The 15,565-nt window shown below is 62.8% G+C and carries 15 protein-coding genes and 1 pseudogene; 9 read left to right on the top strand and 7 right to left on the bottom strand.

Annotation, left to right across the window (positions count from 1 at the left end; all coding sequences use genetic code 11):
- The first annotated feature begins 141 nt into the window (after positions 1–141).
- The 4 genes and pseudogenes from C0Z18_RS29330 to C0Z18_RS33700 all read left to right on the top strand — a co-directional run.
- Complete coding sequence (locus C0Z18_RS29330) at positions 142–360, top strand: hypothetical protein (protein ID WP_102648948.1); 219 nt, start codon at positions 142–144, stop codon at positions 358–360.
- Between the two features lie 561 nt (positions 361–921).
- Positions 922–1,167, top strand: coding sequence for an AbrB/MazE/SpoVT family DNA-binding domain-containing protein (locus C0Z18_RS29320; protein ID WP_102648947.1), 246 nt, complete (start codon positions 922–924; stop codon positions 1,165–1,167).
- Positions 1,164–1,562, top strand: coding sequence for a PIN domain-containing protein (locus C0Z18_RS29315; protein WP_102648946.1), 399 nt, complete (start codon positions 1,164–1,166; stop codon positions 1,560–1,562). The genes C0Z18_RS29320 and C0Z18_RS29315 overlap by 4 nt, the downstream gene beginning before the upstream one ends.
- 70 nt (positions 1,563–1,632) lie before the next feature.
- A pseudogene (locus tag C0Z18_RS33700) lies at positions 1,633–1,812 on the top strand (purine nucleoside permease); the annotation flags it as partial.
- Between the two features lie 164 nt (positions 1,813–1,976).
- Here C0Z18_RS33700 and C0Z18_RS29305 read toward each other — a convergent pair.
- Both C0Z18_RS29305 and C0Z18_RS29300 read right to left on the bottom strand, forming a co-directional pair.
- Positions 1,977–2,276, bottom strand: a complete 300-nt coding sequence (locus tag C0Z18_RS29305; RefSeq protein ID WP_102648957.1) for a DUF4148 domain-containing protein — start codon at positions 2,274–2,276, stop codon at positions 1,977–1,979.
- 154 nt (positions 2,277–2,430) lie between these two features.
- Complete coding sequence (locus C0Z18_RS29300) at positions 2,431–3,435, bottom strand: LysR family transcriptional regulator (RefSeq protein ID WP_102648945.1); 1,005 nt, start codon at positions 3,433–3,435, stop codon at positions 2,431–2,433.
- Between the two features lie 195 nt (positions 3,436–3,630).
- Between C0Z18_RS29300 and C0Z18_RS29295 the strand changes: the two genes are divergently transcribed.
- From C0Z18_RS29295 to C0Z18_RS29275, 5 genes are all read left to right on the top strand, one after another.
- Positions 3,631–4,476, top strand: a complete 846-nt coding sequence (locus C0Z18_RS29295; protein ID WP_102648944.1) for an alpha/beta hydrolase — start codon at positions 3,631–3,633, stop codon at positions 4,474–4,476.
- A gap of 45 nt (positions 4,477–4,521) precedes the next feature.
- Positions 4,522–5,742 carry an efflux RND transporter periplasmic adaptor subunit gene (locus C0Z18_RS29290; RefSeq protein ID WP_102648943.1) on the top strand — a complete coding sequence of 407 codons (1,221 nt, stop codon included), beginning with the start codon at positions 4,522–4,524 and terminating at the stop codon, positions 5,740–5,742.
- 22 nt (positions 5,743–5,764) lie between these two features.
- Complete coding sequence (locus tag C0Z18_RS29285) at positions 5,765–8,959, top strand: efflux RND transporter permease subunit (protein ID WP_102648942.1); 3,195 nt, start codon at positions 5,765–5,767, stop codon at positions 8,957–8,959.
- A 19-nt stretch (positions 8,960–8,978) separates the two neighbouring features.
- Positions 8,979–10,490 (top strand): efflux transporter outer membrane subunit, encoded by a 1,512-nt coding sequence (locus tag C0Z18_RS29280; protein ID WP_102648941.1) that lies wholly within the window; start codon positions 8,979–8,981, stop codon positions 10,488–10,490.
- A 161-nt stretch (positions 10,491–10,651) separates the two neighbouring features.
- Positions 10,652–11,053 carry a DUF2384 domain-containing protein gene (locus C0Z18_RS29275; protein WP_102648940.1) on the top strand — a complete coding sequence of 134 codons (402 nt, stop codon included), beginning with the start codon at positions 10,652–10,654 and terminating at the stop codon, positions 11,051–11,053.
- Here the strand turns inward: C0Z18_RS29275 and C0Z18_RS29270 are convergent.
- From C0Z18_RS29270 to C0Z18_RS29250, 5 genes are all read right to left on the bottom strand, one after another.
- Complete coding sequence (locus C0Z18_RS29270; protein WP_102648939.1) at positions 11,050–11,964, bottom strand: LysR family transcriptional regulator; 915 nt, start codon at positions 11,962–11,964, stop codon at positions 11,050–11,052. The two genes, C0Z18_RS29275 and C0Z18_RS29270, sit on opposite strands and share 4 nt — an antisense overlap.
- Complete coding sequence (locus C0Z18_RS29265; protein ID WP_146014123.1) at positions 11,961–12,761, bottom strand: BPSS1780 family membrane protein; 801 nt, start codon at positions 12,759–12,761, stop codon at positions 11,961–11,963. Before C0Z18_RS29265 ends, C0Z18_RS29270 begins: the two co-directional genes overlap by 4 nt.
- 137 nt (positions 12,762–12,898) lie before the next feature.
- Positions 12,899–14,035 (bottom strand): DUF1700 domain-containing protein, encoded by a 1,137-nt coding sequence (locus tag C0Z18_RS29260; protein WP_102648937.1) that lies wholly within the window; start codon positions 14,033–14,035, stop codon positions 12,899–12,901.
- Positions 14,032–14,373 carry a PadR family transcriptional regulator gene (locus tag C0Z18_RS29255; RefSeq protein ID WP_102648936.1) on the bottom strand — a complete coding sequence of 114 codons (342 nt, stop codon included), beginning with the start codon at positions 14,371–14,373 and terminating at the stop codon, positions 14,032–14,034. Before C0Z18_RS29255 ends, C0Z18_RS29260 begins: the two co-directional genes overlap by 4 nt.
- Before the next feature lie 229 nt (positions 14,374–14,602).
- Positions 14,603–15,466 carry an endo alpha-1,4 polygalactosaminidase gene (locus tag C0Z18_RS29250; RefSeq protein ID WP_102648935.1) on the bottom strand — a complete coding sequence of 288 codons (864 nt, stop codon included), beginning with the start codon at positions 15,464–15,466 and terminating at the stop codon, positions 14,603–14,605.
- Positions 15,467–15,565: the final 99 nt, after the last annotated feature.

The following is a 15,565-nucleotide window of genomic DNA, read 5'->3' as shown; positions in this document are numbered from 1 at the left end:
GTGGCGCCTTTACGGCGATCCTGAAGTGGCGCCATTACGGCGATCATCCGCTGGCTCCTTTACGCCGATCCTGAGGTGGCTCCAATACGCCGATCCCGGTTTGGCTCCATAGCGGCGATCATTGACAACAGCGAGGTAACTATGAAGTTCGGTTCTGCTGAATGGTGGAAAGACCGCACATTGCTTGTTGTTGTCTCATTGATTCTGGCGTCGCTGGCCTGGGCTTTCGGGCACGCCGCGGGAGAGTGGAGTTCGTTGATTTTGGGCGTTGTCGTTTTCGTCGCGTTGTTCTTGGAAAACCGGCGACTGCGTCGAGAAGTCAGGCGTCTAAGTGACGGCGGACGACGGGCTGAACGCTGACAAGTCGTATGCGTACCATCCCGTTCACCGAGGCTCGCGCCAATCTGAAGCGCGTCATCGACCGAGGGCGGTAGTTGCCGTGAACGGCGGCCGGGCGCACGTCCCCTATCCCGATGGCTGTGCAAGGATTGTCCAACACTTTTCGCGTGAGAGGCTGGACGACGCGTTGCGCATCAACTCGAGCGTACGTGACTCAAGGCGGCTTCATGCCCGCGATTCAAAACCCGTTGGCGGCCGGCAATCCGCTCGTGCAAGAGATCGTGACGTATTGGGGTGTATGGCGAGACGGCGTGCCGCAACGCTGAGTGTGTCGGCCCGCGGCGGCATCATGCCGCCGCGGCCAGAACGGAGTTCGAACGGGCGTGTAGCTGTCACGATGATTGGGCACGGCGACACGTCGAACATTTTGGACACACGCGGCTACGTTAGTGGCAGCGATCACGGCTGCGAGGCCCTCAATTCAAAAGCGCCGCCTTTCGCATGAGGACCACCATCGTCCACCGCCTGCCCTTGCATTTCTGAGTTCCTTACCTCAAAGTAAGGAGCATCGGAGGTGTCACCATGACAGCAGCAACTATCACTTCAAAGGGCCAGGTCACCATTCCGGTAGACGTGCGCAATCAGCTGGGCCTCGAGTCTGGCGACCGGATCGAATTCAGCTTCAATGAGGCGACGGGACGGTATGAGCTCTATCCGGCGACGCGCTCGCTGGCTTCGCTCAAGGGCATCGTGAAGAAGCCCGCGAAACCGGTGTCGATCGAAGACATGAACCGGGCCATCGCGGAGCAGGGGGCATCAGCGCGATGATCGGACTAGATACGAATGTATTGGTCCGCTATTTCGCACAGGACGACGCCGTGCAGTCGAAAAAGGCGACGGCGCTGATGGAGTCCCTCTCGGCTGAACGACCGGGGTACGTTTCGCAGGCCGCACTGATCGAGGTCGTGTGGGTGCTCGGGCGCTGCTACGGCGTTGAGCGTGAGCAGATGAAGGACATCGTCGATTCGATGATCGGTACGAAGGAGCTGGTCGTTGAAGCTGCCGACACGGTTCGAAAGGCGCTTCGGGTTTTCGTGGCATCTGCTAAGGGCGATTTTTCGGACTGCCTGATCGAGCGATCGGGACATATCGCCGAGTGCGAATACACGGCGACTTTGGACGTGACGGCTTCGAAGGTTGCAGGAATGAAATTGATTAAGTAACGCACGACGAGAACGACCGGGACCGGGGAGTTCCATACCAAATTAAAACGCCGCTATGGTGACCGACCCACGGACGGGGTCCGACTTCGACCGTCCGTACGCAGGCCAAACAAGCGCCGACAACCCGCTGAACTACGCCGCGCAAGGCGGCGTTACGCGCGCGATCCAGAACCCATTCGCCCGCGGCAATCCGCTCGTGCAAAAGACTGCGACCCATTGGGCCGAACGTCGAGACGGCGCCCCGCACCGCTTGGCGCGTCGAGCGCGGCGGCATCGTGCCGCCGCGGCTCGAATGGCGTCCAAACGGGCGTATCGCTGTCCCAATGATCGAGCATGGAGGGTGCTACATCGAACATTTAGGACTCCTTATTTAAGGCGATGGACCGTGGCGAACCTACTTACCTACTTACCTGCTTAATTGCCCGCACGAGCGAGCGAGACGCGCGCATTGCCTTCGTCGCTAAGCGCCACACGAGCTGCCTGCGTTTGACCGGCAAGGCTCAGATCCGGATAGCTCTGCTTGTTCATCGAAGGCAGCGTGCCGTCGCGCCGGGCGGCGACGAGTTCGGCGCGCACTTCTTCACGCGTCTTGGTGCTCTTACCGGCCCACGATTGGTCTTGATACGAGCCGTTATGGCCGATGCCGCCGTCGGCGAAAGCGGCGGTGCTGGCGAAAAGCGAAACGAAGAGGGCGGCTGCGATGGTGCGCTTCATGATGTTGCTCCTGTTGTATCGAGTGCGTTGCCGGTGATCGGCGTCGCGGTAGGAGCAAATGTAGGCGCGTTCGATATCGGGATAAACCCGAGTTTTGCGAAATAATTTGTCGGCTCGGCAGAACAATCGATGTTCGATGTCCTGCCGGCAATCTTCAGACCACCCACTCCGTAAGTACGGGCGTATCGAGCGCCGGCGCGTTCTCGCGCTCTTCCGGCGTGCGCTTGCTGCATACGGCATCCAGGCTTTGACGGCCGCTCAGCAGCGGGCAGCGGTCGAACACCTCGGCCACCCAATCGACGAATACGCGCACCTTCGGCGACAAATGACGGCTGTGCGGGTAGACGGTCGAAATCGGCATCGGCAGCGGCTTCCACTCGGGCAGCACTTCCTTCAGCGCACCCGAACGCAGATGCGGCAGGGCCATGTACAGCGGCGCTTGAATGAGACCGAAGCCTTCCAGGGCGCACGTCAAATAGGCGTCGGCATCGTTGACGGAGACCGAGCCCGTCATCTTCACCTCGACTTCCTGGCCGTTCACGAGAAACGACCAATCGATGACGCGCCCCGTTCTACTCGAGAAGTAATTGACGGCTTGATATTGGCTCAGCTCCTCGATCGAGCGCGGCTCGCCGGCGCGCGCGAGATAGTCGGGTGCGGCAACGGTCACGCATTCGAACAAGCCGATACGGCGCGCCACGAGCGAAGAGTCTTGCAGCGCCCCGACGCGGATCACGCAATCGACGCCCTCTTGCAGCAGATCGACGGGCCGATCGGAAAAGCCCAGTTGCAAATCGATATCCGGGTAGCGCGTGTGGAATTCGCACAACGATGGAATGACGACCGTGCGGCCGAGCGAGCCCGGCATGTCGACGCGCAGTTTTCCATGCGGCTTTTTGCTGCCGTTTTGTAAACTGCTCTCTGTTTCGTCCACGTCGGCCAAAATCCGCACGCAGCGCTCATAATAAGCGGCACCGTCGGGCGTCAGGCTCAAGCGGCGCGTCGTGCGGTGCATGAGACGCACGCCGAGGTACGACTCGAGGTTCTGAATGATCGTGGTGACCGAGGCGCGCGGCAGGTCGAGCGTTTCCGCGGCCTTCGTGAAACTGTTCGTGTCGACCACACGCGTGAACACCTGCATGGCCTGGAGGCGATCCATCTTCGTTCTCCAACTGAAGAATCTATGATTCACCGCTTTCGTGCACTGAGGCGCCAATCCGAGACATTCCCAAGTAATGGGATCAATTGTTCGGACGCGGTGAATTGTGTTGCCGGATTATAGGCATTTATCCGCAAGTCTGCCGACCACACAATTCGGGCATCGTGAAACTGCCGCGCATTGCGCGTTTCGAACATGCCAACTACGCATTCCCGTGGTCTGCAGGTGGGGTCGCCCTGGAGCGGACAGCCGCTTCAGGTCGACGAAGCTCAGATCGCAGGCTATGAGAGCAATATTCAGGTACGGCTTTATCGCCGCGCCGGCGTAGGCTCATTGCCGGTCATGCTTTATTTTCATGGCGGGGCTTTTGTCGGCGGATCGCTCGACGACGCCGAATTCGCCGCTCGGCATTTCGCGGAGCATTTACCTGTTTTGGTCGTCTCGGTCGGTTATTCGCTGGCGCCCAAGCACCCGTTTCCCGCGGCGCTCGAAGACGCCTATCGCACGGCCCGCTGGGCCGAGGCCGCGGGCAAGTCGATCGGCGCGGACGGCAAGCGCCTGTTCGCGGCCGGTCATTGCGCGGGCGGCCACGTGGCGAACGGGCTCGCGTTCATCGCGCGCGATCGCGGCGACGTGCGTATCGGTGCGATCGCGTTGTTCAGTCCCATGCTCGATCCGAGCATGACGTGTCTGGCCGATGAGCGAAAGGTCGAGTCCGATATCTCGCCGCGTCAGTGCTTAGCGAGCTACCGGGCGTATTTGCCCAAAGCCTCGCAACGAATGCACCCGTACGCGGCGCCGCTCGAATCGGTGCGGCTCGCGGGGTTGCCGCCCGCATTCATCGCGACCGCGCGCAACGACGTATTGCACGTCGAAGCCGAAACGTACGCCGCCCGTTTGATCGGCGCGGGCGTGCCGACGCAGGTCATGCGCTACTCGAATGCGACGCATGAGCGAATCGCGTACGATCCGCAAGCTTTGCAAGATGCCGTCCGTTTTTTCGAGCGTCATCTCGAGCCGCTGGCTGTAACGGCAGGCTGATCTCGAACGTCATACAACAAATCATCACACCCCGGAGCCTCGACAATGTCCAAGAAACCTCTTTCTCGTAATCGTATCGCCTACGCGGTCCTTGCCGTCGCAGCGGTCGCCGGCATCGGGGCGTTCAGCGCGATTCGCGTGAATGCGAGCGCGCCCGCACAAGCGGCGCCGATGGAACCGGAGGTCGATGTCGCCACGGTTCTGAACCGGACCGTGACCGATTGGCAGACGTACTCGGGCCGGCTCGAGGCAGTCGACAAGGTGGACGTTCGTCCGCAAGTCTCCGGCACGATCGTGGCCGTGGACTTCAAGGACGGCGCGCTCGTCAAGAAGGGACAGACGCTGTTCGTGATCGACCCGCGGCCGTACGCGGCGGAAGTCGATCGCGCCAAGGCGCAGCTTGCCGCGGCGCAGGCGCGCAACAGCTACGCGCAAACCGATTGGCAACGCGCGCAGCGCTTGATGAGCGACAACGCCATCGCCAAACGCGATTACGACGAAAAGCAAAACACCGCCCTGCAAGCGGCGGCCGATGTGAAAGCGGCGCAGGCCGCGCTCGAGACGGCGCAGATCAATCTCGGCTATACGACGATCGTCGCGCCGGTCGCGGGACGCGTCTCGCGTGCCGAAATCACGGTCGGCAACGTCGTCTCGGCCGGTGCCAGCGCCGCGCCGTTGACCACGCTCGTCTCGGTGTCGCCGATCTACGCCTCGTTCGACGTCGATGAGCAGACGTATTTGAAGTACATCGGCCGTGCGCGCAACGGAGCGAACGTGCCCGTGGATCTCGGCCTTGCCGACGAAACCGGCTACTCGCGCAAAGGCGCGATCGCCTCGGTCGACAACCGGCTCGATACGTCGTCGGGCACGATCCGCGTTCGGGCGCGCTTCGACAACGCGGACGGCACGCTCGTGCCGGGCTTGTACGCGCGTGTCAAGGTGGGCGGCGGAGAGCCGCACGCCGCGCTCTTGATCGACGAAGCCGCGATCGGTACCGATCAAGACAAGAAGTACGTGCTCGTCGTCGATCCGAAGGGTCAGGTGGTGTACCGCGAAGTGAAGCTCGGCGCCGAACACGGCAACCTGCGCGTCATCACGGCGGGCCTGAGCGCAAGCGATCGCATCGTCGTGAACGGCATCCAGCGCGTACGTCCGGGCGCAACGGTGCGAGCCCACATGGTGCCGATGACCGACGATCCCGCAGGCGGCAACGGTGGCAACCCGACTGCCGACGCAGGCCAGGCTGCCCAGGCGAAGAATTCCTGAGATTCGTGACTCAGAAAGCGATATGAACATTTCAAAATTTTTTATTGACCGACCTATATTCGCGGGGGTGCTCTCGGTCCTGATCCTGCTGGCCGGCGTGATTGCGCTGTTCCAGTTGCCGATCTCCGAGTACCCCGAAGTCGTGCCGCCGTCGGTCGTCGTGCACGCGCAGTATCCGGGCGCGAATCCGAAGGTGATCGCGGAGACCGTGGCCTCGCCGCTCGAAGAGCAGATCAACGGCGTCGAGAACATGCTCTACATGCAGGCGCAGGCGAACAGCGACGGCAACATGACGCTGACCGTCACGTTCAAGCTCGGCACCGATCCGGACAAGGCACAGCAACTCGTGCAGAACCGCGTCTCGCAAGCGATGCCGCGTCTGCCCGACGACGTCCAGCGCCTCGGCGTGACGACGATCAAGAGCTCGCCCACGCTGACGATGGTCGTGCACTTGATCTCGCCCGATAACCGCTACGACATGACGTATCTGCGCAACTACGCGCTGCTCAACGTCAAGGATCGTCTCGAGCGGATCTCGGGTGTCGGCCAGGTGCAACTGTGGGGCTCGGGTGACTACGCGATGCGTATTTGGCTCGATCCGAACAAGCTGGCCCAGCGTAATCTGACCGCCAGCGACGTCGTGAGCGCCATTCGCGAGCAAAACGTGCAAGTGGCGGCCGGTGTGATCGGCGGCTCGCCGTCGTTGCCGGGCGTGCCTTTGCAGTTGTCGGTGAATGCCCGCGGGCGCTTGCAAACGACGGAGCAGTTCGGCGCGATCGTCGTCAAGACTGCGCCCGACGGCGGCGTCACGTACCTGCGCGACATCGCCCGCGTCGAGTTGGCCGCATCCGAGTACGGTCTTCGTTCGCTGCTCGACAACAAGCCGGCCGTTGCATTGGCGATCAACCAGCAGCCCGGCGCGAACTCGCTCGCCATTTCGGATCAAGTCCGCAGGGACATGGCCGATTTGAAGAAGGACTTCCCGGCCGGCGTCGATTACAGCATTGTCTATGACCCGACGCAGTTCGTGCGCTCGAGTATCGAAGCCGTGATCCACACGCTGCTCGAGGCAATCGCGCTCGTGGTGGTGGTCGTGATCGTGTTCTTGCAGACGTGGCGCGCGTCGATCATTCCGCTCGTGGCCGTGCCGGTGTCGATCGTCGGGACGTTCTCGCTGCTGCTGGCGTTCGGTTTTTCGATCAATGCGCTATCGCTGTTCGGGATGGTGCTCGCGATCGGGATCGTGGTCGACGATGCGATCGTCGTGGTGGAAAACGTCGAGCGCAACATCTCGGCCGGTTTGAGCGCGAGAGCGGCCACTTACCGGGCGATGCGCGAGGTGAGCGGACCGATTATCGCGATCGCGCTGACGCTCGTGGCCGTGTTCGTGCCGCTCGCGTTCATGAGCGGGCTGACGGGGCAGTTCTATAAGCAGTTCGCGATGACGATCGCGATCTCGACGGTGATCTCGGCGTTCAACTCGCTGACGCTCTCGCCGGCGCTGTGCGCGATCTTGCTGCGCGGCCACGACGCCCCGAAAGATTGGCTCACGCGTGCGATGGACCGTGTGTTCGGCGGCTTCTTCAATGGATTCAACAAGGTCTTCAAGCGCGGCTCGCAGTCGTACGGTCGCGGTGTGACGGGCGTGCTCGGCCGCAAATCGCTGATGCTCGGCGTCTACGCGGTGCTGCTCGGGGCGACGCTGTTCGTCACGCACATCGTGCCGGGCGGGTTCGTGCCGGCGCAAGACAAGGAGTACTTGATCGCCTTCGCGCAATTGCCGAACGGCGCGACGCTCGATCGCAGCGAGCAAGTGATCCGCGATATGGGCGAGATCGCGATGAAACAACCGGGCGTCGAGCACGCCGTGGCGTTCCCCGGCTTGTCGGTGAACGGCTTCACGAACAGCTCGAGCGCGGGCATCGTGTTCGTGACGCTCAAGCCGTTCAAGGATCGCGGCTCCAAGGCGCTGTCGGCCGGTGCGATCGCGGGCGCGCTCAATCAGAAATACGCGAGCATCAAGGGCGCGTTCGTTGCCGTGTTCCCGCCGCCGCCGGTGCTGGGTCTCGGGACGCTGGGCGGCTTCAAGCTGCAACTCGAGGATCGCGGCGCGCTCGGCTACGCGCAACTCGACGCGGCCACGCAAGCGTTCATCAAGCGCGCGCAACAAGCGCCCGAGCTCGGCCCGCTGTTCACGAGCTATCAGATCAACGTGCCGCAGTTGAACGTCGATCTCGACCGCGTGAAGGCCAAGCAGCTCGGCGTATCGGTGACGGACGTCTTCGATACGATGCAGATCTACCTCGGCTCGTTGTACGTGAACGACTTCAACCGCTTCGGGCGCGTGTATCAAGTGCGCGTGCAGGCCGATGCGCCGTTCCGCGCGCATCCGGACGACATCTTGCAGTTGAAGACGCGCAATGCCTCGGGCGATATGGTGCCGCTTTCGTCGCTCGTGACGGTGTCGCCGACGTTCGGGCCGGAGATGGTCGTGCGCTACAACGGCTATACCGCCGCGGACATCAACGGCGGCCCGGCGCCGGGCTACTCGTCCGGTCAGGCGCAAGCGGCGATCGAGCGTATCGCGAAGGAAGCGTTGCCGCGCGGCGTGAAGTTCGAGTGGACCGACTTGACGTATCAACAGGTGCTGGCCGGCAACTCGGCGATCTGGGTCTTCCCGATCAGCGTGCTGCTCGTGTTCCTCGTGCTGGCGGCGCTGTACGAGAGCCTCACGTTGCCGCTCGCCGTCATCTTGATCGTGCCGATGAGCGTGCTGTCCGCATTGACCGGCGTCTGGCTGCTGCGCAGCGACAACAACATCTTCACGCAGATCGGTTTGATGGTGCTCGTTGGCTTGGCGTCGAAGAACGCGATTCTGATCGTGGAATTCGCGCGCGAACTCGAGCATGACGGCCGCTCGCCGGTCGCCGCGGCGATCGAGGCGAGCCGGCTGCGTCTGCGCCCGATTTTGATGACGTCGATCGCGTTCATCATGGGTGTGGTGCCGCTCGTGTTGTCGACGGGCGCCGGCTCCGAAATGCGCCATGCGATGGGTATCGCGGTGTTCTTCGGGATGCTCGGCGTGACGCTGTTCGGTCTCATGCTGACGCCGGTGTTCTATGTGGTGCTGCGGACGCTGGCCGGCGGCAAGATCCACGTGGCGGGTAAAGACTCGCACAAGGAATCGGACCTCGAGCCCGAGTTGACGGATGCTTGAGGCCAGGAGAAACATAAAGATGAAACGGTTTGATTCGGTAGCTTCAGCCTCCCGCCTTGCACAGCGGGCCCTGGCGAGCGGGTTGTTGATGACGCTGGTTGCCGCGTGCTCGGTGGGGCCGACCTACAAGCGGCCCGATATCGATACGCCCACCGCGTTCAAGGAAGCGCCACTGCCGGCCTCCGAGGCGGGCACGTGGAAGAGCGCGCAGCCTTCGGAAGTGCTCGAGCGCGGCCAGTGGTGGACAGTGTTCGGCGATGCGACGTTGAACAAGCTCGAAGAGCAAGCGCTCGCGGAAAACCAGAGCCTGAAGGCGGCGGCCGCACGGGTGCGTGAATCGCGCGCCTCGCTCAATGCCGCTCGCTCGGCCTGGTTCCCCGAACTCGACGCGGGCTTCGGCCCGACGCGCGAGCGCGTCTCGCCGGCTTCGCAAGGGCTGCCGCAAAACGCCTATGTGCCGCCGATGACGCTTTGGCGCGCGCAAGCGACGGCCTCGTACGAGGCGCCGCTGTTCGGCCGCGTCAGCGACAACGTCGAGGCCACACGGGCCGATTCGCAGCAGCAAGAGGCGCTGTTCCGTTCCGTGCAGCTCGCGCTGCAAGCGGACGTCGCGGCGAACTACTTCTCGCTGCGCGAACTCGATACGGAGCAGGATCTGTATCGCAAGACGGTGACCTCGCGCGAAGAGGGCTTGAAGCTCGTCAAGCATCGTTACGATGCGGGCGAAGTGAGCGAGCTCGATCTTCAGCAAGCCACGAATTCGCTGGCGACCGCGCGTTCGGAAGCGGCCGGCGTCGAACGCCAGCGCGCGGCGGCCGAGCACGCGCTTGCCGTGTTGCTCGGCAAGCCGCCCGCGGAGTTCTCGTTCCCGCAGCAGCCGCTCGAGCCCGTCCTGGCGCGCGTGCCGGCAGGGTTGCCGTCTGCGTTGCTCGAACGTCGTCCGGATATTTCGGCGGCGGAGCGTGCGATGGCGGCGGCCAATGCGCGCGTGGGCTTGGCGAAGTCGGCGTTCTTCCCGCAGCTCAACGTCACGGGTGCCTTCGGCTACGAGTCGTCGGGCTTGAGCCAGTTGTTCTTGTGGTCGAGCCGCACGTTCTTGCTCGGGCCGTTCGCCGGTACGGCGCTCACGCTGCCGATTTTCGACGGCGGCCGGCGCAAGGCTGAACTCGCGCAGGCGCGCGCGCAATACGACGAGCAAGTGGCGAACTATCGCTCGCAAGTGCTGACGGCGTTCCGCGAAGTGGAGGATAGTTTGTCCGATCTTCGCTTGCTCGACGATCAGATTCGCGCGCAGACCGATGCGGTCAATGCGGCCGCGCGTGCTCAGCATCTGTCGGAGGCGCAATACCGCGAAGGCCAGGTGAACTACCTCGACGTGCTCGACTCTCAACGCACGACGCTGCAAGCGCAGCGCCAGGCGAGCCAATTGGCCGGATCGCAGGCCGTGGCGACGGTCAACCTGATCCGCGCGCTGGGTGGCGGCTGGGGCGACATGAAGGCGAACGACGCCGAGCAAGTTGCGAAGCAGTAATGCGGTGATGAAGGCAAGCAGTGCGCCGCCCTCGGCCCTACCGGGGGCGGCGCGTTTCGAATCGACAGGGCGTTGAGGCGCTGTAAGGCTGGGCTAGCTTAGGCGCGTAATCATCGCCATGTCCGTGCGCCGCGCGTGCACGAAGGATGCGAGGTAATAGGATGAACTCGACGGTCGTAGTGGAGGAAATCGCGCAAGGCGAAAGCTTCGAGCAGTTCATGAGTTCGCTGCGGGATCCCGCGTTTGCGGCGCCGATCGTATCGGCGCGGCGTTTTTCGGAAGCGCTGCATATCGATATGCAGACGTTGGCCCGGCAAGCAGGCGTGCATCGGAATACGCTGAGCCGCACGCCTTCGTCGGAGAGCGTGCAGCGTTTCTTGCGCGAGGCGCTGCGCGTCATTCGCGCCGCCACCGATATTCACGGATGCGTGAAGCAGGCGCTGTTTTGGTATCGCAACGAGCCGTTGTCGGAATTCGAGTACAAGACGGCCGAACAACTGGTTTCGGGTGGGCGGACGGACGATGTGCTCAAGTACATCGTTTCGCAGGAAATGCCCCTTTAGTTCGACTCCCCATCCGACGCATACGCCAGCATCCGCTCCTGCAGGAAATCGCGCAAGCGGCTGAGCGCCGGCGTCGGTGCAAGCCGATGGGTGCTGACGAGATTGACGGGCGCGCGTTCGCCGTCCCAGTCGTCCAGCGCCGTCTCGAGACGGCCGGCGCGTAGATCCGCCAACACGTCCAGGTGCGACTTATAGGCAAGCCCCTGTCCTGCCACTGCCCAGCGGCGTACGAGTTCGCCGTCGTCGCTGACCCGGTTCCCCGTGACTTTGACGACCCGTTCTTCCCCGTCTTTGCCGAACGTCCATCGATCATGCATCGTCTCGCTGAGCGCCAAGCGCAGGCAGTTGTGGCGATGCAGTTCGTCGGGCGAAGCCGGCTTGCCGTGCCGGGCGAAATAGGCGGGCGATGCGCATAGTACGCGCCGATTCTCGGGCGCGAGCGGCGAGGCGACGAGCGTCGAATCGTCGGGCACGCCATAGCGGATGGCCGCATCTACGGGCTGGCGGAACATATCGACGCGCATATCCCCGATTCGCACGTTCAGGGCGAGCGCGGGATGTTGCGCCATGAAATCGTCGAACCAGCGCACGAGCACGTTGCGTCCGATATCGGACGGAATCGATAGCGTCAGCGCGCCGTGCAATTCGTCGCGCTCTTGCATCAGCGCGTCCTGCCCCGCACGCAGTTGAGATAACGCATTGCGTGCGAATTCGACGTATCGCGCACCGTCGGACGTCAGCCGCAAACTACGCGTCGAGCGGGCGAACAAGCGTACCCCGAGTTCCGCCTCGAGCCGCTTGATGGCGGCGCTCGCCACAGCCGGCGCGATATTGAGCAGGCGCGCGGCGGCCGACATATTGCCGTTATCGGCCGCCAGTACGAACACCGTGAGATCGTCGAATCGAATCATCGCGTAAAGGGTGAGGCAGGGGAGGCGAACACCTCGCGGTAGCCGCCGTAGATGGTGAGGAGCATCACCGGCGCAAGCACGAGCGCTGAGGCGATGAGCGGCACCTGATGGGCCAGCAGCACCGCATCGGCCACGGCCACGACGTAAATGAGCGTGGTGCGCCAGTTGCGAATGGTACCGTGCAAACTGGCCGCCATCGCATCGAGCGGACTGGCGCCGCGCAGGACGACCAACGCGGGCGCGAACCAAGCCGCGGCGAGTGCGACGGCGAAGATCGGCAGGGCGACGAGCGTCGCGATCGTCCCGCGCAACCCCGGGCCTCCGTAGCTGATCGTGACGTGATGCGCGCCGCTGGTCACGAACGACTTGAGGACCGATGCGTCCACGACGAAGGCCGAGAGCACGTATCCGATCACGATCAATGCCGCGCTGGCCAGCCCGATCGCGAGCAGCGGGTAATAGTGCTGCGAGAGCGTAGCGACGATGTCGCCGAGCCGCGCGGGCCGCTCGATCCTCACGCGTTCTTGCGCGATCATCAACGCGCCGACGAGAAGCGGCGCAATCAGCACGATGGTGGGACGAAGCAGCGGCATTTGCTTGCAGGCGAGCGCGAATGCGGCGCAGGCGAGGAACGTGCCCAGCCAGAGCAGTGGCTGCGTGCGAGCGGCTCGCCATCCTGCTTCGAGCCAATCGAGGATATACATGGCGTCGAAGTGTAGCCCCTCGAGACGAGCGGGTGCGGGGGCGGGCCGCCGGTGGGCGGTTTTTGAAACATCGGCGAGATAGTGCAGGCTCATGGCGATTCCTTTCTTTCGATGTTGCGTGAATGAAATAAGTAGGACTACTAACTAGTAGGCGGCCAGTCTTGCCGAAGCGACGACTGGTGTTGCGTATTTCGGGTGTTGCGTATTTCGGGTGCTGCGTATTTCGGGTGTTACGACGTCTGTCCGGGTTCGTCGAGTCGCGCCGAGAGGGCGGCGATTTGGCGATTCACGTAGCGGGAAAGGGCGCGCCACGTCAAACGTGTCAGCCATATGCAAATCAACAAGCCGAGCGCACCGCCGATCAACATCGCCAGCGCATAGCGCAACGTCATGCCGCCGAGCGACCATCCCATCGGCGCGACGATATGAACCATGTCGTCGTTGCTCTTCACGGTGATCCCTTTGCTCGGATCGATCACGACCGAATGCGCGCCGCTTTCGACCGCGAGGCGGCTCGTATTGCCCTTCGCGTCCTGCTCGAATTGAACCCGGCCCGATCCGTCTTCGTCGCGGATGTCCCATAGGAGCGTCTTGCCGTCGTTGGCATGGGTCACCGAAACCGCCTTGCCGTCTTCGTCATTGGCCTCCAGCGCTTTGACCTCGCTAGTGGCGATCCGATAGGTGTTCTCGCCCGTTTTCGTCAAGAGTTTGTCCGCGCCGTTTCCTAGGGCGACGATCTTCGTGTCGCCGTCGTCGTTCTTGAGTTCGAGCACGCCAGCGTGTGTCACGATGGATGCTTTGTCGCCTTCATCGAGGGCAAGCACGAAATCGTCGCCGTCGACTTTGACGGTGCCGAGATCCGGTGCTTGATCGCTTCCTTCATGGCCGTTGACGCTGGACGCGGCGGACGCCGCGCGCCCCGTTCCTTTGCTGACGTGGATAGTTGGCTTGTCGGCGGCAGGCCAGCCGAATGCCTGATGACTGCCGACGTAGACCGCGGCGAGCAGCCCCGCGAGCGCCAATGCTCCCGATACGACGTAGCCGACCGTCAACAGACTTAGATAAATGATGAACGGCACGAGCAGGATCAGGTTCAGCAACCCGAGCCCCGCGACCGACGCCACGACGCGCGCGAGATTGCCGAACGAGCGGCGCGCTTGCCATTGGCGGTAGGTCGCTTGGGCCTTGATTTCGCGTGCCAGCTTGTCGGGGTCGCCCAGGGCGGCGATCACGTCTTCCTCGCTGCGGCCGGCGGCAATCGCATCGCCGATGTATTCGCGGTAGTCGGCGACGATTTCCTCGACTTCTTGCTTGGGCAAACTGGCCAGGCTTTGCCGCAACCGCTGGATGAATGCGTCCTGCTTCATTGAGCTTCCCCTTCGTCCTCTCGCGTGCCGGACCAGCCGAGCACGCTATTCACTTCGTCGACAAAATCGCGCCATTCCCCTCGCATCTCTTGCAGGCTGCGACGGCCCAAGTCCGTCAGCGTGTAGTACTTGCGCGGCGGACCGGAAGTGGATTCGACGAGATACGTCGATACCCACGCTTCGGCTTGCAGCCGCCGCATCAGCGGATAGATCGTGCCCTCGCTGATCTCCATCGTTTTCGAGAGCGTGGAGACGAGCTCGTAGGCATAGCTGTCGCCGCGCGCGAGTACGGCCAGGACGCACATGTCGAGCGTGCCTTTCTTCAGTTGTGTCTTCATGCGCGGCGGCGGACGTATCGACCGTGCTGTTTGCTATGCATCGCAAGGTACTTGGTTTGACATGGTGCGAACTGTAGCAGGCGGTAGTGTTTTATGCAAGGTACCGTGTGAAGTAGAGGAGCGGGCCGGCCGACGGGCTGTCGGAGGGGGCGGCGCGAGGCGGCCAATGGCCGAACCGGAACGTCGCCGTCCCGGTTCGTGTGGCCTTACGCGTGATGCGATGAGGGGCTTACGACGCGTCGCAACTGAACCGATAGCTGTCGTCGAGCTTTTTCGCCAGGACGAGCGTGCGCATGTTGGCCGCGTGCGCAGCGGCGCACAGCGCGCTTTGCTCGCTGGCCGTGTGGTACTTAGCCGCGTACTCGGCGTTCAGTACAAGCTTGTTGTCCGACGTGAATACGCCGTAGTCGCATTCGTTTCGCTCATTGCATTCTTCGTTGAGCGCGAAGTCGAACAGCGGTTCGAGCTGGGCGAGCTGGTCGGTGTCGTTTTTCAGCGCCACGGCGAGATTGCGGCTATGCGCCTCGTTCGCAAGGAACGTGTTGTAGTCGATCTGGTCCTGGGCCGTCAGCGGGAAACCGGGATCGTTGGCATATCCATCCACGTTGTCGGGTTCGACGCCATCGCAGCCCTTGGACACGGCCAGATCGAGCCGTTGCTTCATGATCGAGCGGACGTTGTCGGAGCGGATGTCGAGCCAGTTCTCGCCGACCCATTCCGGATCGAGCGGATTGCCGATATCGGTGCTCTTGAACTGGTTGTAATCGGGCCGCCAGTTTTCCGAGCTGCCCGCCGAGAAGTAGCAGACCACCTTGCGCCCCGCGTTGTGCAGCGATTGGATCGTCGCCGTATCGGTATTGAAAAGGTCGATGTCGTAGATCTTCACGTCATACGACGTTTTGATCTTGCCTTGCAATTGCCACTGCCATGTATCCGATGCGACGGGCGTCCAACGTGTCGCGGTGTTCGGCTGCTGCGACGCGGAGACCGCGCGCGCGGCCGGCGAATTGGATGAACCGCCGCCGCAGGCTTGCAGTACTGTCGCGCATAGTACTGCCGCCGCGGCGCCACACAGGGTGCGTGCAATTTTCATCGGGGGCTTCTCCTTTTGTGCCGGGCGTGCGCGGACTGTCTTTCTCGATGACGCACGCCTTCGGTTGGTGGAACGCGTTATCGTACAGGCCACTCCGAT

The organism is Trinickia dabaoshanensis, from assembly GCF_002879885.1.
GTDB classification, from domain to species: Bacteria; Pseudomonadota; Gammaproteobacteria; order Burkholderiales; family Burkholderiaceae; genus Trinickia; species Trinickia dabaoshanensis.
The sequence above is the reverse complement of the archived record's forward strand: the minus strand, read 5'-3'. Positions and strand labels throughout refer to the sequence as shown.